This is a genomic window from Lysinibacillus sp. RC79 (assembly GCF_041262405.1).
GTDB lineage: Bacteria > Bacillota > Bacilli > Bacillales_A > Planococcaceae > Lysinibacillus.
In genome coordinates, this window is the sequence record NZ_JBGCCD010000018.1 from 77849 (window position 1) to 103606 (window position 25758).

The window sequence follows — 25758 nt, forward strand, 5'->3', positions numbered from 1 at the left end:
CTACTCATCTTTTAATAGTATTTCTTTTGGATTTAAGCGAAGTATTGATATTGCTGGAAGAAGTGTTGATAAAATCGCAATTAATAACCCTAGCCCGCCTAAATTCAACACATCTTGGCTTGATATACTTACATCAATATTGTCGATAGGTTCCACATCTTTATCTTGTTTATTCATCATTCCAAACGAGAATCCTAAAGTATTTGATTCTTGTTGTTGATCTTCGGCAGCAATAACTTCTTGCTGTAATAAACTGTCTCCCATTTTTTGAGACACTGTTTTACCTGTAATGATAGAAATGCCAAATGCTAATACAGCTATACATAGTACTTCTACTAACAGTTGTCCTATTAATTTCCTCTTTTTTTCACCGATGGCCAGTAGAATACCTAATTCCTTCCGTCGTTCTTTTATGGTCAACATAATAATAAGACCTAATATAACTGATCCTGCAATGGATACTAAATAGACAATCCATTTGGAAGTAGCGGCAATATTCTCGATAGGGCCAACCATTTTTTGATATAATGCATCATGCGCATCTAACTTAAATGAATCGAAATCAATATTTGTTTTCTTTGCCTCTGCTTTAAAATCCTCAATACTTTCTGGATCATTTAAATAGTAAATTGCTTCGTTAATAGATACACCCTTGTCATCACTTTCTTCATACATTTCTTTCGTTGAATCATAAGTAGTGTATATTTTGTTAGACGGATGCATCATAGCTGGTAAGTTTTCCTCGAAGTCAGTTATCCCGGAATTTTTGTATATCCCTATTATTTCTAACTCAACCTTCGATGTTTCATCAGTTGATTTAATCTTTAACTTATCACCAACTTGAAGCTCGTTTTGTTCGGCTAGCCGTTTTTCAATCAGAGCTACTTTCTTATTCGCGTCCTCTGATGTAATTGGACGACCATCAATAATTTCATTCGTTCCATCTGTAAAATCTTGCAATAAATCAGAACTTCTTACACCTTGGATAAATGTATTAGGCATTTTCATATTTCCAGGGTTACTACCACCTACTGTTCCAATTACCCCTTCATCATCTTTTTCACTATTAATAGGTGCAAAATCATCTGCTACAAGCATGTCACTTTTTAGATAGTTATAGTCTATTACATAGGGTGATTTAGCTAACTGGTCTGCTTCTTCTACCAAAAGTTCCGGATGTTTTATTTTTCCATTTGGATTCTCTTCTCGCTGTTTCGCCACATTTTCCATAAGCTTCTCTTCATCGATTCTAAGACTCACGTCTACACCTAATGTTTGTCTAGCATGATCATTCGCCTTTTGTGCGACATTTTGGATTGCAAACCCCGCTAATACTAAATTGGAAACTACTAAAAATACAGTAAATAATATTAGCGATTTTCCCTTCCTTGCTTTAACACTTAAAAATGCACGTTTGATAAAATTCATTTTTATTACCTCCTTGATAGTTCAACTATAGAAGGATAATCTGTAGTTTATATGGAGATACTGCGAAGTTTATCTAGAGAAATACGGGAGTTTACGTGAATCAATTTCCGAGCTATATTTTGGGAGAAACGATTATATATAATAAAAAAGTAGCAATTCGATTTTATTAAAAGTCAATAGTTAACGTATTATCTATACACCAGTATTCTTCATAAAATGTGTAACATTATAATAGGTATTTTTAGGCTGAATTAATTCAAACAAATTAGTTCAGCTTTTTTATGAGCAAAAATGAAAATTGGAATATTGTTTATAATAAAGATTGATAATTTTAATAAAGTTTGATAAAAATTACCTCTTTAGTTGTTCTCAGAGGTGATTCATTACTGGATATTTATGTTAAAGTTAATGTAAATATCGTGAAGAAATGTACTTAAACTAACGGCGCAGTTTAGTTGAACACGGAGGTAATACTTTTGCTGTTTTGAACATCTCTTAATATGGAGGGATATTTAAAAGATGGAGGTTGTTGTGATTTTGAAACTGTTTCAATTTAACTGGCAAGTTCAGATGATTGGTTTACATGGTGCTAAGACATACCTGATGAAGAACTATTAAAGTGTCGGTGGGTTCGGTGAGGTCGACTAAATATTAATACATATCGAAGTCTTTTATAATCGAGGGAGTGGTTTGTACTGAAACCTTTAACAGAATCAAAAAGTACATTAACAAATCTAAAAGGAATTTTAAAATCCCATCCATTAACTTCATTCTTTGTTATGGCATATTTGTTCTCGTGGATTGTATTAATTCCATATATCTTATCTCAATGGAATATCATCCCCAAAACTAAAATTTTTGATGTTTTCTTTGCACTTAATGCTTTCGTTGGTCCTATGTTATCTGCATATATTATGATTCGGACTCTCGAAGGAAAAGAAGCATGGAAAGGTTTCAGAAAAGGAATATGGAAACTTAAAGTAGGTTTAAAATGGTACTTATTTGCACTTATCGTCATTCCTACTGTGATCTATTTGGGATTTGTAATTTTAAACGGAGGGATTCCAACTTTTAAAGGTCTTACAACTCAATTTTACGTGACATACCCTATTTATCTTGTTGTAGTCTTCTTTGGTGGTGGTCCGTTTCCAGAAGAAATCGGTTGGCGTGGTTTTGCTTTACCTCGAATGCAATCTAAGTTTGGGTCATTAAAGGCAACGCTATTGCTTGGAATTCTTTGGGCCCTTTGGCATTTACCTCATTTTTTAACCGCAGCACAAAGAGGTGGTCCAGATTCAAACATTTCTCTTCTTTATTATAATCTACCTATTTTTATAGTGCTATGCCTAGCTGTTTCTATCATTTTAACTTGGGTGTTCAACTCTAAACAAGGAAATTTGTTTATTGTTATGTTGGTTCACGCTAGTTTGAATACTTTTGGTTTAATACAACCTTATCTTACTAACCCTGCTTTGAAAGAATCTGATTTATCTGTTGGTATAGGATTAGGTCTTTTCGCTTTGATAATTCTGATTTTTACAAAGGGTAATTTGGGATATAAGCAATCTTCTCTTGAAGTGGAATTAGATAACTAAGGGAATCTTAAACAAACGGTCGCGATTGTTTAATAAACTTCACTTTCCTTCTTCAACTTACGGGTAGCTTTACTTCAATAAGGAGTAGTGCCTTTTTCTACTTAAACTAAAGAAGCAGTATAGCTCAAGAAGGTTTTACAAAAGAGAAAGGCGAAATAGTTTTATCTAAGAAGTGAGGAGATGATTAAATAGAAATTGTTTGGAAAAGAGAAGATTTTATCTTTGACACTATTAGAGAATCTGAAGTATGGGCAGACTCTATTTCGAACGAAATGTTCGGACGAACAATATCGGGATACATTACACCTGATTATAAAATAGCTTATTCTCTAGCGTTTTTCTTAGCTCAAATAGATGAATTTCAAGTTCATACAAAAAATTTTTATGAAAAGGAATCTGGATTAGATTTATATAAGATTTGGGTATCATATAAAACGTGAAAACTTATCAATTAATAGTTTTCACATTAAATAGCTAAAAGGTGCTTTACTTGAAGAACATTGAGCTGTTTAGACAGCTCTTATTTTTTTAAACTAAACTCCGTTAGCACAACAAGAAAAAAGATGCTGCCGCTGCAACACCTTGTTTAACTCTTGCACCCCGTTAGTTAAGTAAGAAATAATGAAATGGATACAAAAAATAGAACCCTACTAAAAGAAAAGGAACAAATGCCTTTCTTATTTCTTCTGAGTTTTCAGCTTTTTTAATCTTCTTTCTGTAATCCGGATTCGGCTTTGTGCTTTGACCTGCAGGAGGGTCGACACGATGTCGGTCATTTCGGTAAAGCCACAAGACGTGGCGTTTTTTACCGATGACAGGTCAAGTTAGCAGTTATCGCAATCAATGCGAATGCCTTTACAGCAGGCGTTAACAGACCTACGTGTTATCGTGAATATAGGTGTTGTTGCGTAAGTGAATGTAACGACGTAATCTGCCTCAGGATTGATTAATTGTATTGTTTGTGCGGGCTGGTCTGGAGGGAACAATGTCCATAGCGTACCATTGATGTCCGTAAACGTTTCAAACGGCGGAATGATTACCGTGGCACCAATAAAACTGTTAATAATGGTTGAATGTATCACATGGGCGGGGTTATTGAACTCTACAAAGTTTACTGTTACGATTTTCACCGGCTTAACATAGTTGATGTCGTAATTGTTATAAGCATTTAGAAAAGACCATACCAACGGTGGCGGCGTCTGATTTGGGATGAAAGTGCTGAAATGCTCTGTAAATATATGCGTCTTATATATATCGCTGTCACCCCCGCTTGTGATAGCCCAATACGCATATGTTTGCGCAAGGTTTCCACTGAATATAACGGAGGCAAATACCGTTACATTGGCGAGCTCATCCGTAAATATACCTCCGCCGTCCCCACCGGCGGTATTATTTGTTATTTCAGCGCCGGCAATTGAAACGAGCGAACCCATGGCAATGATGCCGCCGCCATCCGTTAATGCGGTGTTATTCGTAATTATGCCGCCGGTTATCGTTAAGGTAGGTGTGAATCCTGGAACGGCGCCCATGGAGATGCCACCGCCAAAATTTGCTGTATTATTTTCAATCGTCCCGCCCGTAATGGTAACAGTTGAGATGGGAGTGAATGTCGGAAAAGTCCAAATTGCTCCGCCGTAGCTTAAAGATGAGTTGCCGCTGAAGGTCGCATTCGCATTTACCGTAAGTGTCGACGCAAAAAGCGCAATCCCTCCGCCGCCACGGGTAGCATTTTGGGGATCCCCGTTGCTGTTTGCGTGGTTATTGATAACTCTTGCGTTTCCTTCGATGGTAACGGAAGAGCCGGAAAATGCATCAATGCCGCCACCTTCAAGGCCCGCCTGGTTTCCGCTTACCTCAGCGATCCCTGTAAGGACAAGGATAGAGCCATCATTTACAAAAATCCCGCCTCCTCCTGTTCCCGCTGTGTTTCCGGTCACCTGGCCGTCGCTCAGGGTAAGGGTGGAACCACTGGAGAAGTAAATGCCACCGCCTTGATTTGAGCCGGCTATAACACTGACTGCCTTATTTTCAGTAATTAAGCAGTTTGTAATTGAAAATTCGCCTAGAACACCCTGTACCCTAATACCTCCGCCGAAATTTCTTATACTGTTGCCAATTATTGTGCTGTTCATGATAACAAGCGCATTTGCATTGCTACCCAAAGATTGTGGCATTGAATAGATGCCGCCGCCATTGCCGTCGGCCGAATTGTTGCTTATTTCACTGTTTTGAATTGTAACGATGGTGTCAAACGCGTTTATACCTCCTGCGTCACCGAAAGCCACCACGGTAGAATTAGCGCTGATTATTCCTCCGTTAATGGTAAGGGTGGAACCCAGACTGTTCCCTCCCGCTATTGTGGTAATACCGCCACCGCTGTTGTTCGCACGGTTGCCTGTTATTTCCCCACCGTTCATCACGATGTCACAGTCAGTACCAAAGACGCCGGCACCACTACCAGCAAAACAGTTTTCTATGAGCGCGGCGTTCATGATCAAACTACTTCTACTGATATTGCCCTGAACCAGGAGACCGCCACCGTTGCCACTACTCCTGCAATTGGTAATTGTGCTGCCATCAAGCGTTAGGGAACAATTGGAACCGAAAATTAATATACCTCCGCCCGTCCCTCCGCCATCAAGGATGATACCTACACCTACATTCATCGACACTCCGGTTAAACTGCCGTTTGTTAACGTTGAAAAGTGACGAAAGCTTCCTCCACTTGTAATCGCAAGTGTAACACTACTACTGCCGCTGCTATTTATCAGGTTAATTGTGATATTTTTTTGTATCAAAACAACACTACTGAAATTGATATCATTTATTATAAAAAAATTGAATACATCTCCGTCTTGTGCGCTCACTAATGCTGCTGTAATATCTGTAAAGTTGAAAACATTAACATCTACAATCATATATATATATATCCCCTTTATATTGTTTTTTATAAAATAACCTTATTAAAATTATATGCCAGAGTGGAAAAACGTGGCTGGGTTAAGGGGACGGTTCTTGTCGTTGGGGTTGGAACAAGGGGCTCTAGCGATTTACTTTGTATAATCCGCCTTGGGGTACAATGTCCCTCCGGAAATTAACTTCTCTTATTAAGCTAATGGGTGCTTTACTTAAAGATGGGATTCCATAGAGATCCCATCTTTTTCTAATTCAACTAACAATGCAGGATAGTTAAAGAACATTTAGGGTACGTTACTTTTAAAAAGGAGTAACCTAAATGAAAAATCCATTCTTAATTAGTTTGTATATGTTTATTTTTTCGTGCAGTCTTTCCATGTTATTAGGAAATCCTGTTTATTCACAAACTACACCTTCAGATAAAATTGAATATTTATATCCTGCAAATAAGGAAAAAGATTTTGATGAAACTGTAGATGAATTTTACCAGGCATTAAGAGACCTAAAGTATCCTGTACATCAGGAGCTTTATCAAAGACATAAGCAGGAGCAAAGACAATTGGATACTGTTCTTTTTAAAGAAATGTCTGATGCATCTGTAAATATTAGAAAAAAGTTATTGTTTAATGAGGTAGAAGGATTAAATTATGTAACTTTTGATGGAAATATTCTTCGTCCCTACCCAGATATAGATATTAACTACCATCAGACTGTTAGCCCTAATAGGCAAGTTTATTTCTTTTATTCCTTTAAAGACACAGAAAAAGAATTTAGAGGTAGATATGCAATTTATGATGTTGAAACAAAAGAAACGGTAGCAGGCGGATATACTTATATGCCAAAGTCTCCTACTTTCAAGGAACACTTACTTCCTAATGGGCCTATCCAGGCAAAAATGCCTCTGAACCAGCAGCCATTGCCAATTGCATTATTAACAGATTAGTCTAAGATTTGGTAGCTAACTCAAAGTACCAAAGCAAATAAAAAGCCCAGCAAATTATGCTAGGCAGCCACCATTTATTCTTCCGCTTCAAGTAAAATAACACTTTCCAGATTATTTACAAATCTTCTTAATTCTTTTGCTAATTCATTATTTATATCACCAGCCTGATACCATTCATTTATAAGATTTCTTTGTGCTTCAATGGCTATAAAGGCTAAGTCTTCTTTTTGTTCTTCCTGTTCTGAAGAATCCATTTTATAAGATGAATATTGTAAGTGACGATAGTACATTTCCACTTTTTGCGCAATATCTAAAGAATATTCATTCGTTTCTTGAACATGCTTGATAATTGATGATGTCACATAATCTTTTAAATCTTTTTTTACTTTATTAATTTGTTCTACAACATTGGCTGGTAGTTTGCTCATCTTCCGTTCACGTAAAAAATGACGTAAACGACGTTTTAGCAATGTAAATGTTCGATTATTTAACATATCTTTTCTTTCTTTAAGAATATAATCAATTTCCTGTTGTATTGATTCGTTTAATCCAAGTTCAGTCATATATTGCTTCGTATAAATTATTTCTAATTCCATCCCAATTTTTCTAGCTTCCAACATTTGTTGCCTATATGCTTGAAATGATTCTTCTGACTGTTTTCGCTCAACATTCATTAACATTGCGTTATATTGATTCATTAACTTTAGAGCTATAGCAGCATTTTTTTCAACTGTTTCACGTTGAATACTACGAATCGCATGTTTTAACATTTCTCTTTTTTCATTCATTATATTTGGCTGTTGGGCTTTTTCTTGATCATTTAATAAAGGTAAAAATATGGTTGCCATTATCAAGGTGAATAAAATAACACCTGCAGCTAAAAAGATAAGTAATTGACGATCCGGAAATAATTCTCCTAGATCAGTTACTAGAGGTAATGATAATATACCTACCATCGTGATCGTACCTCGAACGCCAACAAGCGTTGTCACAATATGATCTTTCATTGTCACTGTATCTTCGTTCTTAAATATTTTTTTATCTACTACATTAAAGAACATCACCCAAATAAAACGGATGACTAACACCAACAAGCCAATTGCTAGCACATATAAAATAAGGATACTATTGTGAATTTCCTCGCTTACTAGTATAGAATTTGTGGCAGAAGGTAGCATTAGCCCAAGCAGGAGGAAAATAACCCCATTTAATGTAAAAGTCACAATTGACCAAACATGTTCTGTTACCACCTGTTCCTGTGCAATGAAACTTTCGGTCTTTTCTTTAACAATTGCCGCTATAATTCCACCTGTTACAACTGTAATTACCCCTGATGCATGAAATACTTCTTCTGCTATCAAATATAAAATAAATGGTGTTAGAACTTGTAGCAAGACGTAAAATGTTGAATCCACTATTCCTATACGGCGAAGATGAAGTCGAATCCAATATATTGCTAATGCACCTAAAATCCCTATAAGTAAACCAACAAAAAACATATAAAGAAAATCACTTGTTGCTGTTTTCAATGAAAAATAACCGGTTACAATCGCCGCTACTGAATATTTAAACGCGATTAACCCCGATGCATCATTGATTAAAGATTCCCCGCGAACTAAATTCATTATACGATCTGGAATATGAACTCTTTTGGCGATGCCATTTACCGCCACTGGGTCAGTAGGTGATAAAATAGCCATTAAAGCAAAGGCAGCCGCTAAAGGAATCGACGGAATCATCCAGTGCACAAACAGACCACCAACAATAGTCGTTAATAATACTAATACAATAGCGTTGCCTAAAATCGGTAATCGCATTTTCCATAATTGTTCACGAGGAAAATGTGCGCCATCATAATAAAGTAACGGTGCAATGAACAATAGCAAAAACCATTCCGCTTCAATTTCAATGGTAAAATTCTTTGCTACTAAAGCAACTATAATTCCAACTGCAATTTGAATTAAAGCAATCGGGATGAAAGAAATATAATGTGCCAGTACATTTGTCACTAATAATAATACAAGTAGAATTAATATCGATATTAAGAGCCCCATGTACGACCTCCTTTTCTAAGAAATATTGTTTCTTAAGGTCAACCAAATTTTACTCTACTAATTGTAAATAAATAAGGTTTGCTGTTCAATAAAATACAGCCTTTTCACAGTTAGTATTTGTTCACTGACTCAATTTACCCCTTATTTCATCAACAAGTGAAAGATTACATGGGTGGGACGCTAACAGGCGCCGGTTTTATATGGCTGGGTTTAAGCCTGCTGATTTCCTACAAGTGTTTTGAAGCAACTAGAAATACTGCTGTCTATCAAAGATAAAATTATTCCTATAGAATAATCTCCTTCCAAACAGACCTTGTTTTTATTGGATAACGGAAAGAAATTATTTTCACATGGGGTATCCCATTACCCCTCCCTATCCAGTGCTTATTATTACAAAATAGAGAGCGCTTGTTTTGTCTGTTATTTTGACGAAGTGTGCACTTTAAATAAAATACGGGTACCACTATTTTGAATTTTCACAAAAATCCGTTTATTGTGTTATACTTTTCCTTAGTAAAAAAAGGAGGTACAGTCCAATGGTAAAAAAGTAAAATGAGAAAATCTTAAATTATGTTTTAGTTTTTTACAACAAACATGTAGATTTTCTCTTTCATAGAATTAATATCTAACGTAGAGGAGAAATAACATGTTAAATAAATTAAGTGATACTATTTATTATTTACCAAATCAAGATGATAACGAACGACCAACATTAGGATTGGTATGTGGTGACCAATGTAGTCTAATTATAGATTCTGGAAATTCAACTCAACATGCTAAAGATTTTTTACTAGAAATCGAGAAACTAAATGTACCACCTATTAAATATTTGGTAATTACACATGCTCATTGGGATCACTTCCTTGGTATGAATGAATTTGAAGCAACTGTTATAGTTAATAGTCGAACAAACGAAATGCTAAAAGAATGGCAAAGTTATAGGTTTGATGATAATTCACTGCAAAAGTATGTGAAAACTAATCAGATGAGCGCTAAGTGTATAGAGATTATAAAAGCTGATATACCTAACAGAGGTAGTTTTAAATTGAATTCTCCAGATGTAATTTTTGAAAATACATTAACTATTGATTTAGGTAATAAAGTTTGCCTAATTGAAAGAATCAGAAGTACTCATACAGACGACTCTACAATTATTAATATTCCTGACGAAAAAGTTGTTTTTTTAGGTGATTCTGCATATTGTACAACTACAAATTCCCTATTTCATTTCAAGCAATCATTGTTATTACCTATGATTAATGACATTAAAAAATATGATGCTGAAATGTTCTTACTTGGTCATGAATCGATCTGTGATTCCAATGAAATGACTATATATTGGGAAGAGTTAACAACAGCAAGTCGAGCTGTAAAATCCACCTCACTAGAAAATGCTATTAAGTGCTTTAAAGTAGAAAATAAAAGAGACCCCAATGATAATGAATTATTTTTCTTAAAAGCATTTGTCAATGATCGTATAATTCAATCACAATAATTGATTAATAGCCACTTCCTTCAGCCTTTTGGTATACCAGTTTCCTCACCATACTAAATTGTTGCTGATTTGATACCTTTGTCACCAATTCTTTTTATTGTTGCTTTAAAATAAAGTTTGTTCAAAAAACCTCATAATCCAGTATTTTACGATAAATAAAAGAATCCATTTTGAAAAAAGATTGATCAAAATGGATTCTTCTCTATATATTTATGTTTAGGTCTTCACAAAGAAGTTGATTATTTTATCTACGTTCTTCAACTAATGCACCATAGTTTAATGCCTGATTAACTGATTATATCTTCAGTTCTTCACCTACATAGAAATAGTTTTGGTTGCGATTGTTTGTTGAAATACCTGATCATGCTCAACAATCACCATTGTGGGATTAAATCTTTGAATAAGCTCTTCTATCTGCATGCGCGAATAAATATCAATAAAATTTAATGGTTCATCCCAAATATATAGATGGGCTTTTTCACATAAACTTTTGGCTATAAGCAGTTTTTTCTTTTGTCCACCAGAATAATGAGCTATATCTTTCTCAAATTGAATTCGGTCAAAATCCATCTTACGTAGAATGGATTTAAATAACGTTTCATCAATCTGATGCTCTTCAATAAAGTCAGATAACAGTCCCTTCAAATGAGAAGTATCTTGTTGAACATAGGAAATAATAAGGCCTGAACCTAAATTCATTGAGCCAGTATGCAGTATCGAATTTCCTAGAATTAGTTTTAGGATACTACTTTTTCCACTTCCATTCTTTCCATCAAGTACAATTCGGTCACCTTGTTCCACTTTAAAGCTTATTGGTTTATTCACTATTTGGCCATCGTACTTAACCGATACATCAGCCAAAACAATCAATTCCTTTGACTGAAATTCCAATGGTTGTAATTTTAACGACTCCGTTTTTTCCACATTTTTTAGCAATTTTGACTTTTCCTCAATAGCTTTTTGCTGCCTTGATTCAAGGTTCTTTGCTCTCTTCATCATCTTAGCCGCTTTATGCCCTACAAAACCCTTATCCAACTTAGAACCCGAATTCGTCGTCCCATTTTTGGAAGCTTCCACTTGATTAGACCAACCTGTTGAACGCTTTGAAGACTGTTTTAATCTCCCTATGTCTTTTTGTAGACGCTGATTTGTTGCCTCTTCATGTCCCTGCTGTCTATCAAAATTTAACTTCCAAGAAGAATAGTTACCACTTTGAACTTCAATATTTGCTCTATTTATAGATAAAATATGGTCAACGCATCCATCTAAAAAGATTCTGTCATGTGAAATTAAAATAAACCCTTTTTTCTTCCTTAAATAATCAGAGACAATCTTTCGTGCATCAGTGTCTAGATGATTGGTTGGCTCATCAATTAATAGAAATTGACCCTCAGTCAAAAAAAGTGCAGCAAGTAACACCTTTGTTTGTTCTCCATTTGATAATGTTGTAAATGGTCGGTACATGACCTCGGCATCTACATTTAAGTAGGATATTTCACGAAGGTATTCCCAATCTTCTGCTTGAGGACAAATTTCTTCAAAAATTTCATAAGTATACTTGTTTTTATCCGCAACTGGATAAGGGAAATAATTAAATTCTACTGAAGAAATAATTTTTCCACTATACTCATAATTCCCTAATAATAAATTAAAGAATGTTGTTTTACCTCGCCCATTTCTACCGATAAATCCAAGTTTCCAATCCGTATCTATTTGAAAGTCAACACCTTCAAAAATATTGTCAAAGCTACCTGGATAAGAAAAAGTTAAATCTTGAACTTTTATCATTGACATAATAATTCCTCCTTTGTATACCTACACTTTTTACTTTTCATACAAAGTCGGCACATCCATCTATTCTAAATTTCTCCGCATAAGTTTGATGGATATTAACGACTTATCCGGAGTATTACATGCGTAACAATAGTGTCTGAATCGCTCATTTTTCACTCTCCTATATTTTATTAGATTGAAGTTACGGAAAAAAATTTTAACCATGAGAGAATAAAAAACCCTCCCAATTTGTAAATTGGAAGGATTAGTCTTTCACTTATATTAAATAAGCTCTTTATTTGTCATTGGAACCATGACAAATAAAGTGTAAACTGATTTATAAAAATGGACAGACTAATCCTATATTTTGTAGTTTGAAGTTTTTCATTTCAAATAAAAATACAGATTAGTTAATCATTGTCCATCCATCAGTCCTCTCATCATTGTAATTTTATATTAACAAATTTTTTCCTGGAATACAATTCAAGCATCATCTTCACTTCAAATTAAAAAAATTATAGTATAAATTCGATAGTTTTAGCTGTTCGTTTAGCTGCAGATTCCTCCATAATTTTCTCAACAAGATATAAAGCCATATTAATACCTGGAGAAACCCCCTTAGAAGTTATAAGATTGAAACTTCGTTGCTAAATCTTGAGGCAACAATTTTACTATACAATTTGCCCTTTTCTCTTATCAACTTCAAATTTTCTATTACGAAACATAAAAGCGACTAAACTACAGAGCAAAATAATTGGTACACTCACTTTATATAAATCAGTAAAACTTTTTGCCATCTCTTTTTCAGCGTAATGACTAATATCATCCGAGAATGTATTAATTTCTCTATTTATGTTCTCTATTTTTTCTTCAACCGCTTTCGTTACTTGATTTGTTATTTCTACCCGTTTTATTTCTCTGTATTCTACAGGAACTTCATTTAAAGCATTGTTTACTTTCTCTTTAATCATGCTTTCCTTTTGTTGTTGACTTATGCCAATATAATTAGTTCCCTGTTTCTTTTCTATATTCGACTCTAAGCCTTTGTTTTGTATTTTTTCCTTTGTTACTATTAATATTTGCTCTTGCTCCGCTGGATCAACATGAAGATCATGCACTTTTTTTTCCGCATAGTGATAAACATTTTCTTTATTTATGGATAAATTATGAGTCAAGGAGCGAGACAGACGAGACCCCGCACGAAGCGAAGCGTAGGAGGAGGCTCGGCGCTCGCCCACGGAAAGCGAGCGGAATGCTTCGGAAAACAACAGTAGAGTCACAGTGCCAAATGAAAAAAGCGAGGTATTCAACGATTTAATCGTTGAATACCTCGCAATGTGAGAAGATATGGACTTTTTCAGTGCCCTTACCAATATTCAGTCTTTTTTTACTTCATTAAAATGTGTAATCATTTTATAATCTTATTGCATGAACAATCATAGATTAACTATTGCCTTTTAATAAAATGGATTTTAGTAATGATTTCATATGTCACATATAACCAAAAACAGCAGAACTTCCTTGACACAGAGAAAACATACGGTATTTTGAATAATGATCAAATTTGAACTTTGGTGCCTAAAATTTATTCAATATGCCAAACGGCGGTTTTGATTAGTCAATATCGTCGTTTTTCTTTTTTAATTATGAGAAGGAGAATATCTCATTAAAATAAACTAAATTTTATTCAACAAGATTTGGGGTGAATTCTTATGTTTGCAATACTGCTAGCTATAAGCATTGGAGCGGTTTTTGCTATGCAAACAGCGATCAATGCTCAATTACGAAAATTCGTGATTTCCCCTTTTTTAGCTTCAATGATCTCATTCACTGTGGGGGTAATCTTTTTAGCGATTACAATATTAGTTAGTGGTTTACCATTAGGTATTCCATTAGATTTATTCTTAAGCCAACCTATTTTTATATGGCTAGGGGGAATTTGTGGTGCAGTTGCCGTAACCACCAATATACTTTTATTCCCTAAATTAGGAAGTGTACAAACGGCGATAATGCCAATCTTGGGAATGACTTTGATGAGTATGCTAATAGACAATTATGGTTGGATTAATTCTATACAATATTCTTTCGGTTTGAACCGAGTTTTTGGAGTATTACTAGTCATCATAGGTGTTTTTTTAGCTGTGGCTATACCGAGTATGAAAACTAACCAATATCCTTCCGAAGCAACTAAAAAAAACATGTTAAATCAATGGATTTGGCGTTTAGTAGGAATAATGTCAGGAATATTACTGGCTACACAAATTGCTATCAATGGTCAGTTAGGAAAAGTTCTGAATTCTTCTTCTCACGCAGCCTTTGTTTCATTTTTTGTAGGTACCATTACGTTAATTATCGTTGTTGGAGTAATAGATCGTTCTTATACAAATATTAAGGAGCCTATTAAGCAGTCAGCTCCTTGGTGGGTATGGATTGGAGGTATTTTAGGGGGGTCTTATGTTCTAATAAATGTATTTCTCGTTGATCAAATCGGAAATGGGCAAACTGTAGTCCTTGTTTTATTTGGTCAAATCACTGGTAGCCTGATGGTAGAGAAATTCGGTTTATTTAACTCTTTAAAAAATCAAATTAAACCAATACAAATATTTGGCTTAATTGTTATGATAGTTGGCGTTTTTTTAATCAGGGTATTTTAAGTCGCCTATCAATATGTACTTGTGGGAAACAACGAATAAGTTCAGAATTTCCACATAAAAATGTCTGCTTTCCCTCATAAGCAGACATTTTTTATATTAATCAATTAATAATACTTTGTTTGAGATATTTATATCCTCTATAGGAAATGGTTTCATTTCACTTCGAAGCAAGTCCTTAAAGACAGCGGTTACTTTTTAACTTATTCCAAATGTTGTTGTTTAGTTTCCCTCCCGCAAAAATGTATATATTCTCCAATCCCATCGCCCTCTCCCACTCCGCTCATTTACTTTATTGAATTTATAAAACAAACAACAAATACAGAACAATCAGTATATTCATTTTACTAGAATGTTTTTGTTTAGTAATATTGAACTGTGAGGAGTCATTAGTTAATGTGTTTTTTAAAAAAGTGGAAAGTAAGAAAGGTATGTGATGTTAATGTTGGAGTCAATTATTATCGCAATTATACTGATTTTATTAATATTTGCTATTTATTTATCAATTAAATTCATAATAACTAAAATAAGAGATATAGAGCAATTAAAACGAAAAGTAGAGAACTTGGAAAGAAAAGATACTAATCATAACGAGTGAAAATTTCTTTATCCTTATTATAGTTATAACTATTAATGAGCCCTTTATCCTGCACTTGACTTAGCAGATTCTGGATATTATCATAAAATAAAATCAAAACGGTAACCTGATAAAATGTAAAAAAGGATTGTATATGGAGGTGTTATCAGGATAAATAAACCTTTTTAGTCGTGTTTCATTTGCAAGTTTATACAGAGCTCGAGTATAACTGAAATAATTTGAATTTTCGTGGGTGATAATATGAAAATTTCAATAGAAGAAATAAGCCAGAAATTAGAAGAAGAGATCCTAATTAGGTGTCATGAGGTTGATGACGAAATATATGAAATTATAAACAAGCTGAAAACTGAAAACCTTATTTTACTCGGACATCAAAATGATTGTATTCACCGCATTAAGCTTAGTGATATCTATTATTTCGAGGCAGTCGAGGGAAAAGTTTTTATGTACTGCAGGGACAACGTTTTTGAGGTAAAACAAAAACTATACGAGTTAGAGGAATTATGTAAAGGGAAAAATTGTTTACGCGCATCGAAATCAACTATTTTGAACATCACCAAAATTTCATCTGTTTATCCGACTATAAGTGGTCGATTCGAAGCTGTCCTGGATAACGGAGAACGTACTGTTATATCAAGGCAGTATGTACCTGTCCTTAAAAATATGCTTGGTTTGTAAAGAGGGATACGTATGAATTTTTTTGAACTTGTACAAAAGATAATAAAAAATTTCTTCATCATCTTCGCATCCATAATCATGATGATTACTATGTTGCGACAAATATATAATCCTGACATAGTCTTTGATTTGAAATCGATTTATATCATTATGGCATTTTCATTTTTAAGTGCCTTAACGGGATTTATTTTATGTTCTCTTAATGATCTAAGTGAGAAGAGTATGCGTAAAAGGATTATTATTCATTTCTTCACTTTGGAGGTTTTATTGATTGTCCTTGGCAGAGCTATTAATCTTGTAAATGATGCAACAGGTGTAATCATGCTAGCACTGCAAATTGCGGTAATCTATATCATTGTTCGTCTACTGTCATGGCAAAATGATAAAAAAGATGCAAAAAAAATCAATGAAAAACTAAAGACATTTAAGAAAGACCTTGGTGAGTAGTCAAGAAAATTAATAAGCAGTAGTTATCTTCAACAGATGATTTTACGGTAAGCATTAGAGCTTACCGTTTTTTTGCATCTTATTTGCTTGTGAATACAACTTACCGTTTTTCCATATACATCCTTCCATCCGTTTATTATGATAATTTCATAAAAATTTTTCCAATGAGGTGGAGGAACGACTATGGGAATTTTACTATTATTAATGGCTTTGAATTTCGAGATTGTTTTTGCAATCTACTGCATGGCAACTAAGCAAAACCATAAAAAAATAAAGAATTGGATTAGAATTGCTGTATTTATTGTATTTGTAATACTTACTGTTTCATCGGTGATTGTCTGGAGTTTTCGCTGGGTAATGCTTGCTATACTACTTTTCTTATTAGCCGTAAATGGGACAGTTTCTCTTATCCTTAAAAAAACGAATATCAAACAATACAAAACTTCTAACATTGTGTGGAAGTCCATTATGATGATATTGACATTTGTTTTTGTACTTTCACCTGTTATTATTTTTCCACAGCATCAATCACCAAAAGTGACAGGAGAATATGAAGTCGCAACCGCTACTGACACATATATTGACAAGAATCGTATTGAAGAATTTACTGACAAGGGGGACAACAGAATTGTTAATGTGGAATTTTGGTATCCCAAAAACGCAGATGGACCATACCCTCTATTAGTGTTCTCACATGGGGCATATGGTATCAAGACAAGCAACAGATCTACTTATACTGAGCTGGCAAGCCACGGTTATGTAGTCGTTTCCATCGATCATCCTTATCATTCCTTCTATACTCGTTCAGAGGATGGAACAGTAGCTATGATCAATTCAGATTTTAGAAATGAATTCGAAAATACGAATAAAGGTGTTTACTCAAATGAAGAACGGTACAATATCATACAAAAATGGATGAAACTGCGAACAGATGATATGAATTTTGTCATTGATACAATACTTACAAAAGCCAAAAGTGACAATGACCCTATTTATCAACATATCAATACAGAGAAAATTGGTGTGTTTGGGCACTCAATGGGAGGTGCTGCAAGTGTGTGGCTAGGCAGAGCGCGCGATGATGTAAGTGCAGTAGTAAATATCGATGCCCCTTTCTTTAGTGAACTTGTTTATAACAAAGCAGATGATAATTTTGTGGCAAGCAGCAAAGCCTACACAACCCCACTTTTTAACATTTATTCGGACGATGTTTGGGACCAACTGGATAGTACTCCTATTTATGTAGCGAACAAACTCAACAATAAACAGTTCGAAGGAGCATATACAACTCATTTTAAAGGGGCAAAACATTTAAGCTTGACCGATTTATCGCTTTTTTCTCCTATACTGGCAAATATTCTACAAGGAGGAAAAGCCGATATTGATAAATATTACTGCATTGAAACTGAAAATGAACTAATTCTTAAATTTTTTGACTTTGCATTAAAGGGAATCGGCCATTTCACTCCCAAAGAAACATATTGAACACAAAGCTTTTTGTCGTCGTTATTTAGGATACGGCCCCCTATCAAATACTTGTATAAATTTTAATAGAGGAAGCCCATTAACTTTAAAAACAAAGACTTATTGAGCATCCTCTATTAAATAACTTTTCTTTCATTGAAACATCTAAAACCCTAAGCCTTCAATCTTTCTATTGTGTAATGCTTGATTTGAAATCGTCTAAAGTTGGTAAAGTAGTTATCAATCCTTATTTCAATCTGTCGAGTTAGTTATTTCTTTTGTTGCTTTATCAGATAATACTCTTTTACAAGACTTAGAAGAAACTGCAAATTTTAAACCTATTTCTTACCGATGTCCCTTTTTTGAATCAAGAATAAACATAGAAGCATCTTGTCCCATAAATATTTTATTTCCTGTATAAAAAGTTTTGAATTGAATATCTCTATACCCTATTTTTGTCATAATGTCGGTTAGCTCTTCTGGATTAAATCCGTTATGAACAATATCTGAAACTATTTTTTCATTTTTATTAAAATCTACGATCAGTAGATGTCCTCCTTCATTAAGAACATCAAATAATCTTGATAAAACTAATTCAACATCATGAATATGAAGTAGAACCTGTGCCATAAAAATATAGTCGGCATGTAAATCCGTTATACTTTCCTTTTCAATATCAAAGCATAATGTATCTACTCTCTGAATATTAAAATTAGTTACTTTTTGTTTTATTTGATTAACCATGTTTTGTGATGTATCCAGAAAAAGCATAGAATTAAACTCGTTTAACAAGTTCATTCCAACAAGACCCGTTCCACACCCAAAATCAATAGCATTCTTGCTTTTAGCGTCAACTAAATAATTTCTGATCGCATCTGATGATACCTTTGCGATTTGGATTCTTTCAGGAGTGTCATATATATTAGCAATCATTTCAAACTTATCAGTATTTCCCATTATTATCTCTCCAATCAGGCGGCTTAATTAACAAACTTAAATACTAAAAAAACGTGTCATTATTTAAGATACGATTCTGCAAATAATAATTCAACTAATTGCTTCGTTATTAACAGTCGTAAACTTTAAAATTCGACGCCTTTACATGCGGAGCCAATCATTCTTTTGGGATTATAAAGATGAGACTCATTAAAATAACCCACCTATCAGTTATTAGTATTGGCCATAATTGTTATAAGTCCTTAGCACATTGTTAATCTTCTACTTTTTTAGTTTATTACGGAATACATGGACATAAATACCATAATGTTCACGTTTATGTCTGGATTACCATTTAAATACTTTTTGATAAAGTAGTTAAAGAACTAGAAATCATCTCAATTGCATTTAGAGAGCTGTATAATAAGGCTCGTTCGATGGTGGGACGTTGTATATCGATCAAAAAATAAAATTCGCCATTAAATTATGATTGTTGATTACGACTTCATTTCTACGAATAATAAAGCATCTTCTGTACAGACTAATTTCAGGAGGTGAAATCCATGAATAACAACAACCAAAATTTTAACCAAAAAAACCCAAATGCAATGAACTCAATGAACGAAGAATTCGGGAATGAGACTGATGTTAATCAAATTAGACAACAAATCCAACAAGCAGAAGCTAACAAAAAACAAGCTTCTGGTCAATTTGCAAACAAAAACAGTACAAAATAAGTTGATTATCCCCAACCGGCTACCTTTTTTCTTCCCTCAAAAAAAGGCTGGGATAAAACTGGTCAAAACCTTAAAAAGCGCGAGAAATCAATTTTAGATACATTGATTTCTCGCGCTTTTCTGATGTGGAATTTTCCAATTTCACTTGAAAAATTTACTTATCTTTGGAGTAATTATACTTAGAACGATCAACTGGAGTATAACCTGTTGGCGTATAGAATCTCAATAAGTCACCATTCACGACTTTATCAGATAATTCCAATTTACGATCTACTTTATTTTTCATAGTTTTCGCAAACTCTAATTGACTATCATCTAGTAGTAAACCTGTTTCATTATCATAAAATTTCCCATTAATTGAATAAATCGTTGGACTGACAAAACCGCCATTTCTAAATGGTACAATTTCATCATGCTCTTTTGATAATAAGTCTGAACCAAATTGAACAAATTTTTGCGTATCAATCCCCAGTAAATGTAATAGTGTTGGGAGAAGGTCTGTTTGGCCACCATAAGTATGGTTCGTTCCACCTTGCATTCCTGGAACATGTATAAATAATGGTACGCGTTGTAAATTAGCACTTTCATATGGTGTAATTTCTTTTCCTATGACTTGTTCCATCGCTGCATTATGATTATCTGAAATACCGTAATGGTCACCATAAAGAACAATCATCGAATTATCATATAAGCCTAATTCTTTTAATTGATTGAAGACTTGTTCGATTGCTTCATCTGCATAACGTGCTGTTTGGAAATAATTATCTACACTTGCATCTCCAGTATCAGCTTTATTAATTGTTACTAAGTTTTGATCCATTTTATATGGAAAGTGGTTCCCTACCGTAATCAATTTCGTATAGAAAGGTTGTGGTAACGAACTTAAAAGACTTTCAGATTGTTTAAAGAATGGTTTATCTAACAAACCATATTCAGCCATGTTTTCTGAAGAACCAGTGTCATAATAACTAGCATCAAAGAAATGCTCGAATCCAAATGATTTATAAATCTCATTTCGATTCCAGAAGCTTCCGTTGTTACCATGGAATACAGCCGATGTATAACCATAATCTTTTAAAATACTAGGAGCTGCTTGGTACGTATTTTGTGCTTTTGTAATATAAGCAGATCCTTGTGGTAACCCAAATAAAGAATTTTCCAGCATAAATTCTGCATCGGAAGTTTTACCTTGACCTGTTTGATGGAAGAAATTATCAAAATACATTGTATTCTTATCTTTTGTTAATGAATTTAAAAATGGTGTAACTTCTTCACCGTTTAATTTATAGTTGATCAGGAAGTTTTGGAATGATTCTAAATGTAAATAGATGACGTTCATTCCTTTTGCTTTACCAAAATATTCTGCATTAGGTTTGGCGTAGTTGGATTTTGTATAGTTCATTACTTCTGTAATATCACTACTATCCGCCAAAGCTCTCTGTGAAGATGCTTTCATCGTTTCTACTGAATCATAAATCGTATAGTTATACATTCCTAGATATTTCACAATATAGTTTCTATCAAAACCTCGAGATAATAGTTGCGGACGATCAGCTTCAGCTAGTCCTAAATTTAGGATTGATACTGCTAATGCAAAAGTAATGATTGCCGTTGCTTTTTTATATCCAAAACGATTGGTCTCTTTTTGTATTTTTCTTGAGAATCGTAGGTAAAACATTACAAATACATCCACAAAGAACAAGAGATCATAAGGCTTTAGTAAAGAAAGAACACTACCACCTAAATCTCCGAAGTTCTGCGTTTGGGTAACTGTAGGTAATGTAATGAAATCACTAAAAAATCGGTAATAAACAATATTGGCATATAAAACAATAGACATCAGAGTATAAACTACAACTAGTGATGTATATTTTCTCTTTCCTCTAAATAAAAAGGCAATTCCTAGAAATAGCATTGCTGAACCTAGTGGATTTATTAGTAAAAGGAAATGTTGAAGGAATCCTTCTACTCCTAGTTTAAATTGTGCTGTTTGAGCGATGTATGTTTTAATCCATAACATTAAAACAGCTATTATATATATCCCTAAAAAGTTGTTTAATAGGTTATCTTTTTTACTTAATAAATTTTTCATTTTTGCACCTACCTTTTACTTAATCAATTATGCCTCGGCATAATTGCGTCCGGAATCGGCTTTTTGCTTAGGCCTGCACGAGGGCCGACACGATGTCGGTCATTTCGGTAATGCCACAGGACGTGGCGTTTTTACCGATGCAGGTCAGTTAGCCGTTATCGCATGGATGCGATGATTTTAGGCTAACATCCTTTATTAAGTTCTTTCCGATTTCCGTGACATCCGCCGGAGGCTTTAGGCCAACAGATGTTTTTTGCGCGAAAGCGAAGCGTCAGCGGCAGATGTTTTTTGCGCGAAAGCGTAGTGCTAACGCAGCGTCAGCAACGTGTTTTGTCTGTGCGAAAGCGAAGCGACAGCAAAAGGGTTTTATCTGCGCGAAAGCGAAGCGGCAGCGGCAACAGCACGATGTTGGTTACTCAGTCGTTGCCACACGACGTGGCGTACTTAGAGTGAGTTCCTCTTTTTCAGCGGATGTTTGGACACCTGCTGAAAAGTGACTTAAAACCGCATTCATCTCACCAGCTGTAGAGGTGGGAGACTTCTGTAGCTGACGCTTTGCTTTCGCTACAATAAACATCTGTACCTGTCACTACGCTTTCGGTACAAAAGACATTTGCTGAAAAAAGTTAAACTTAAATCTCGATGTATATTAACTTATATTATAAGTATTGCATTTTAAAAAATGTTATTTCACAGTAGCTTTTTTCGCAGCTATTGTATATTACTCCCCATATAGACTTCTGTCAAGTTGTAAATATAATTGAAGACAGTTAGTACAATTCTTCCTATATTATAAATCTATTTCCTAAAAACTCCCCCGCAAATGTTAGTTTTTTAAAAAAACTAACATTTACTGGGTATTTTAAGCCATAACTCTTTCTTTTATATCTCCGTTAAGTTCAATCACGCAACCGTTTCACAATGTGGTGAGTGTTGATGGTGTACAAAGTTTTAGATGTAGTAGGTCACCAAAATATAAAAATTCGCTTTCCTCTATTAACAATTTATCATGCAAAACGTTTATTCTTTTGCTACTCTCTTTGTAACTCATTATCTCTCTGCTCTTGAATATACTTTTCTAATTTAACTTCTACTTTAACTGCCCATTGGACAATAGATAAAATCACTATGATTTTTCAAAGATGAAATCATAGGTAGATACTTACTTAAGCTTTCAGCATAAGAACCTGACCACATGGTTACTTCGAAACCTCCCCAAACGTTGTTGCTTTGTTACCATTTTACAAATTATAATAAATTCTTCTGCTGTGGCACTTTAGTAGTCTCTTACCTGTAACTTTCATTTCATTAAAAAAGGCTTTGGAATAACGCCTAAGCCATTCTGCTTTAAACCTTATTTAATAGCTAATTTACATTTTGAAAAATGATCGATCAAAATGGAGTTTATCTTTTTAACTTAGTACGAAATTTTTATAAAAAAGTTTCATTACATTATTTTTGTACTCCTAATTCCACTGAAGCCCCCGTTAGCCATCCATGAAGCGCAAAAAACAGCTCTTCACCACAGAAAATGAAAGATGATTAAGTTCTTTCATGGGAGTTTAACAATTCGTTATTTATATCGTTTAAATTCAATTGATTTTACTTGATACATTTTATCTCTGAACATATACATAATTTGAATATCGCCTATATATCCACCTGATGGTGAAATTTGACCTCCGATTTTTGCAATAAGTTGATTGTCTTTTATTTCAAAGTTGATAATATTACCAAAGTAAATATCCGTAAATAAATGCTCAGGTTTAATACCTAAAGGTTTAATATCAATTGTATATTTCTTGTCGCCTATACTAATATTAGCCTTGTTGAGTAATAACTCGGTCTTTACGTTTTTTAATACTATTGCAATTGGGTCATCAACAAGTACTTCAACTGGAACTTCAACAAGCTTTTTATTTAATAGTTGATTTTGTATATGGAAAACGTGAACTTCTCGTTCTAATATTCCTGTACCATAGCCCTTGGTCAATATTATGATTAACTCATTCTTTCCGTCTTTATTAATGTCCTCGTAGATAATTTGAGGAGACCAACTAGGATTTGTTGTACTTATCCAATAAGGTTTTGAAAGGACGTTACCTTGCAAATCAATTTTAAAATCTGAATATACTTTATTCATCTTTTTCGCAAATATGGAAACATTCACTTTATCAGACTTTGCAATTTCATCATATTCATCTGTCATTGCTTTAGTTTTCATTAAAACGGCAAAAAGAGAAATGACAAAAATTAAAATAAGTTTTTTTTTCATAAGAAAACACCTCATATTTAGTGTTCTCTATAACTCACTGTTTATTCCATATGCACCGTTAGTACAAAAAGTGGTTGCTTTAATTGAACAATCGCACCAGTTATTTTTTATCACCAGGAAACACTATAATTTAGGAATCAAACATTGCTTGGAAACTAATATAAAAAACCACTCGACACTTTTCAGAAGTACTTGGTTTAGGTAAAACGTACAAGAAACATAATTCTGTTTACATATAGTATCAATATAATATGATAGAAAGGTTGTGCAGTGTGAGGAAAGAACATAACAATTTTAAAAAGTTCAAGTTTAAATCAAATCCAAGTTGTCGTTGTCATTGTTGTGGTTTTTGTTGTCCTTGTCGTTGTAAGCCACCATTTATACCTGTACCACCAACTCCACCTTGTCATTTTTTAGTGTACGTTACAGACGCTGGTCAGTTAGTTACTCCTGATAATAGAGTATCAGTGATCGATACAGCTACAAATACTATAGTCGCTACCATTCCAGTAGGAAATGGCCCTCTAGAAGTAGCGATTTCACCTGATGGAGAATTTGGTTATGTTACAGCTTTTTTATCGAATAATGTAACGGTTTTTAGTACTGAAACAAACAATCCAATCACTACCATTCCAGTAGGAGTTAATCCTCTTGGTATAGCAGTTTCACCAAATGGAGCGCTTGTTTATGTTGCAAATCACGGATCAAACACAGTATCAGTTATAAGTACAGCTACAAATACTGTAACCGCTACTATTTCAGTAGGGATAGGGCTTCAACCTCAGGGCATAGCTTTTACTCCGAATGGTGCGTTTGCTTACGTTGCAAACGAAAATTCAAGTTCAGTATCTGTAATAAATACAACAACAAATGCCGTGGTTGCTACGATCGGCGTGGGAATTCGCCCTAGATCAATCGTTTTCACACCGAGCGGACAATTTGCTTACGTTACAAATGAAAATAGTGGCACAGTATCTGTAATTGAAGCAGCAACAAATACGGTAGTTGCTACAATCCCTGTGGAAACAGGACCTGTTGGAACAGCAATTACACCTGATGGAACACTTGTTTACATTGTAGATAAAGGTAGTAATGCTGTATCTGTCATAAGTACAGCAACAAATATGGTGATTGCTACAATCCCTGTAGGATTATCCCCTGACCAAGTAACCATCTTGCCGGATGGAACACTTGCTTATGTCACAAATCAGGCTGACCAAACTGTGTCTGTCATCGATATAGCAACAAATACGGTAATCGATACAATTCCAGGATTTAACGGTCCTACTGGTATAAAAACCGGGACAATTTGCCAAACAGGCACCTCTCTAGATTCGGTATAATGGTAGCGACCAAACAACCAAAACCGAATGGAGTGAATGCCCCTTGACTAATGTAAAACAAATAAGTCTATATATCTATTTTTACAGTTAACTTAATTGTTAGCTGTTCTTTTTATTGTCTAAAAACCATGACTAAATATAACTTGAAAAACTAACGCTAAATAGAGGAATTGATATTTGGACAGCCTATTAATGGTACATCTTTATATCAAGATATTCCCACAAAAAAACGTCTGCTCTGAAGTGACCCCTAAAAGTTAGACACGGTTATTTCATTAGGCAGCTTGGGTAAAACGAGTTCGGTATTGCACCGGACTCGTTTTTAATTTTGCC

The 25758-nt window shown here is 34.2% G+C and carries 19 protein-coding genes; 10 read left to right on the forward strand and 9 right to left on the reverse strand.

Annotated features, from left to right (window positions below; genetic code table 11):
* Positions 1-1428, reverse strand: a complete 1428-nt coding sequence (locus ABH968_RS17035) for an ABC transporter permease (protein WP_370045816.1) — start codon at positions 1426-1428, stop codon at positions 1-3.
* Positions 1429-2207: 779 nt separating this feature from the next.
* Between ABH968_RS17035 and ABH968_RS17040 the strand changes: the two genes are divergently transcribed.
* Positions 2208-3023, forward strand: coding sequence for a CPBP family glutamic-type intramembrane protease (locus ABH968_RS17040; protein WP_370045817.1), 816 nt, complete (start codon positions 2208-2210; stop codon positions 3021-3023).
* A 188-nt stretch (positions 3024-3211) separates the two neighbouring features.
* Complete coding sequence (locus ABH968_RS17045; protein ID WP_370045850.1) at positions 3212-3463, forward strand: hypothetical protein; 252 nt, start codon at positions 3212-3214, stop codon at positions 3461-3463.
* A gap of 384 nt (positions 3464-3847) precedes the next feature.
* Here the strand turns inward: ABH968_RS17045 and ABH968_RS17050 are convergent, their stop codons facing one another.
* A complete protein-coding gene (locus ABH968_RS17050; RefSeq protein WP_370045819.1) occupies positions 3848-5941 on the reverse strand; it encodes a beta strand repeat-containing protein in 2094 nt (697 codons plus the stop codon).
* A 317-nt stretch (positions 5942-6258) separates the two neighbouring features.
* Between ABH968_RS17050 and ABH968_RS17055 the strand changes: the two genes are divergently transcribed.
* Entirely contained in the window at positions 6259-6882 is a 624-nt protein-coding gene (locus ABH968_RS17055) for a hypothetical protein (protein WP_370045821.1), read from the forward strand.
* Positions 6883-6956: 74 nt separating this feature from the next.
* On the opposite strand, the gene ABH968_RS17060 is transcribed toward ABH968_RS17055, so the two are convergent.
* Positions 6957-8936, reverse strand: coding sequence for a cation:proton antiporter (locus tag ABH968_RS17060; protein WP_370045822.1), 1980 nt, complete (start codon positions 8934-8936; stop codon positions 6957-6959).
* A 646-nt stretch (positions 8937-9582) separates the two neighbouring features.
* Here ABH968_RS17060 and ABH968_RS17065 point away from each other — a divergent pair.
* Positions 9583-10431, forward strand: coding sequence for an MBL fold metallo-hydrolase (locus ABH968_RS17065; RefSeq protein WP_370045824.1), 849 nt, complete (start codon positions 9583-9585; stop codon positions 10429-10431).
* A gap of 315 nt (positions 10432-10746) precedes the next feature.
* Here ABH968_RS17065 and ABH968_RS17070 read toward each other — a convergent pair whose 3' ends face one another.
* Entirely contained in the window at positions 10747-12225 is a 1479-nt protein-coding gene (locus ABH968_RS17070) for an Lsa family ABC-F type ribosomal protection protein (RefSeq protein ID WP_370045825.1), read from the reverse strand.
* A gap of 650 nt (positions 12226-12875) precedes the next feature.
* On the reverse strand, positions 12876-13514 hold the full coding sequence (locus tag ABH968_RS17075) for an MFS transporter (protein ID WP_370045827.1): 639 nt from the start codon (positions 13512-13514) through the stop codon (positions 12876-12878).
* A 402-nt stretch (positions 13515-13916) separates the two neighbouring features.
* On the opposite strand from ABH968_RS17075, the gene ABH968_RS17080 reads away from it, so the two are divergent.
* The 4 genes from ABH968_RS17080 to ABH968_RS17095 all read left to right on the forward strand — a co-directional run bounded on the left by ABH968_RS17080 (position 13917) and on the right by ABH968_RS17095 (position 18063).
* Complete coding sequence (locus ABH968_RS17080) at positions 13917-14858, forward strand: DMT family transporter (protein ID WP_370045829.1); 942 nt, start codon at positions 13917-13919, stop codon at positions 14856-14858.
* An 835-nt stretch (positions 14859-15693) separates the two neighbouring features.
* Positions 15694-16131, forward strand: coding sequence for a LytTR family DNA-binding domain-containing protein (locus ABH968_RS17085; RefSeq protein WP_370045830.1), 438 nt, complete (start codon positions 15694-15696; stop codon positions 16129-16131).
* Positions 16132-16143: 12 nt separating this feature from the next.
* The gene (locus tag ABH968_RS17090; RefSeq protein WP_370045832.1) at positions 16144-16578 is read left to right on the forward strand and encodes a DUF3021 family protein; all 435 of its coding nucleotides are present in this window, start codon (positions 16144-16146) and stop codon (positions 16576-16578) included.
* A gap of 183 nt (positions 16579-16761) precedes the next feature.
* Positions 16762-18063 (forward strand): alpha/beta hydrolase family protein, encoded by a 1302-nt coding sequence (locus ABH968_RS17095; protein ID WP_370045834.1) that lies wholly within the window; start codon positions 16762-16764, stop codon positions 18061-18063.
* A gap of 324 nt (positions 18064-18387) precedes the next feature.
* On the opposite strand, the gene ABH968_RS17100 is transcribed toward ABH968_RS17095, so the two are convergent.
* Entirely contained in the window at positions 18388-18999 is a 612-nt protein-coding gene (locus ABH968_RS17100; RefSeq protein WP_370045836.1) for a class I SAM-dependent methyltransferase, read from the reverse strand.
* Positions 19000-19532: 533 nt separating this feature from the next.
* On the opposite strand from ABH968_RS17100, the gene ABH968_RS17105 reads away from it, so the two are divergent.
* On the forward strand, positions 19533-19715 hold the full coding sequence (locus ABH968_RS17105; RefSeq protein WP_370045838.1) for a gamma-type small acid-soluble spore protein: 183 nt from the start codon (positions 19533-19535) through the stop codon (positions 19713-19715).
* 154 nt (positions 19716-19869) lie between these two features.
* Here the strand turns inward: ABH968_RS17105 and ltaS are convergent, their stop codons facing one another.
* The 3 genes from ltaS to ABH968_RS17120 form a co-directional block, all read right to left on the reverse strand.
* Positions 19870-21807, reverse strand: a complete 1938-nt coding sequence (gene ltaS / locus ABH968_RS17110) for a lipoteichoic acid synthase (protein ID WP_370045839.1) — start codon at positions 21805-21807, stop codon at positions 19870-19872.
* A gap of 412 nt (positions 21808-22219) precedes the next feature.
* The gene (locus ABH968_RS17115; RefSeq protein WP_370045841.1) at positions 22220-22384 is read right to left on the reverse strand and encodes a hypothetical protein; all 165 of its coding nucleotides are present in this window, start codon (positions 22382-22384) and stop codon (positions 22220-22222) included.
* 996 nt (positions 22385-23380) lie between these two features.
* Entirely contained in the window at positions 23381-24082 is a 702-nt protein-coding gene (locus tag ABH968_RS17120; RefSeq protein WP_370045843.1) for a hypothetical protein, read from the reverse strand.
* A 272-nt stretch (positions 24083-24354) separates the two neighbouring features.
* On the opposite strand from ABH968_RS17120, the gene ABH968_RS17125 reads away from it, so the two are divergent.
* Positions 24355-25425 carry a beta-propeller fold lactonase family protein gene (locus ABH968_RS17125; RefSeq protein WP_370045845.1) on the forward strand — a complete coding sequence of 357 codons (1071 nt, stop codon included), beginning with the start codon at positions 24355-24357 and terminating at the stop codon, positions 25423-25425.
* Positions 25426-25758: the final 333 nt, after the last annotated feature.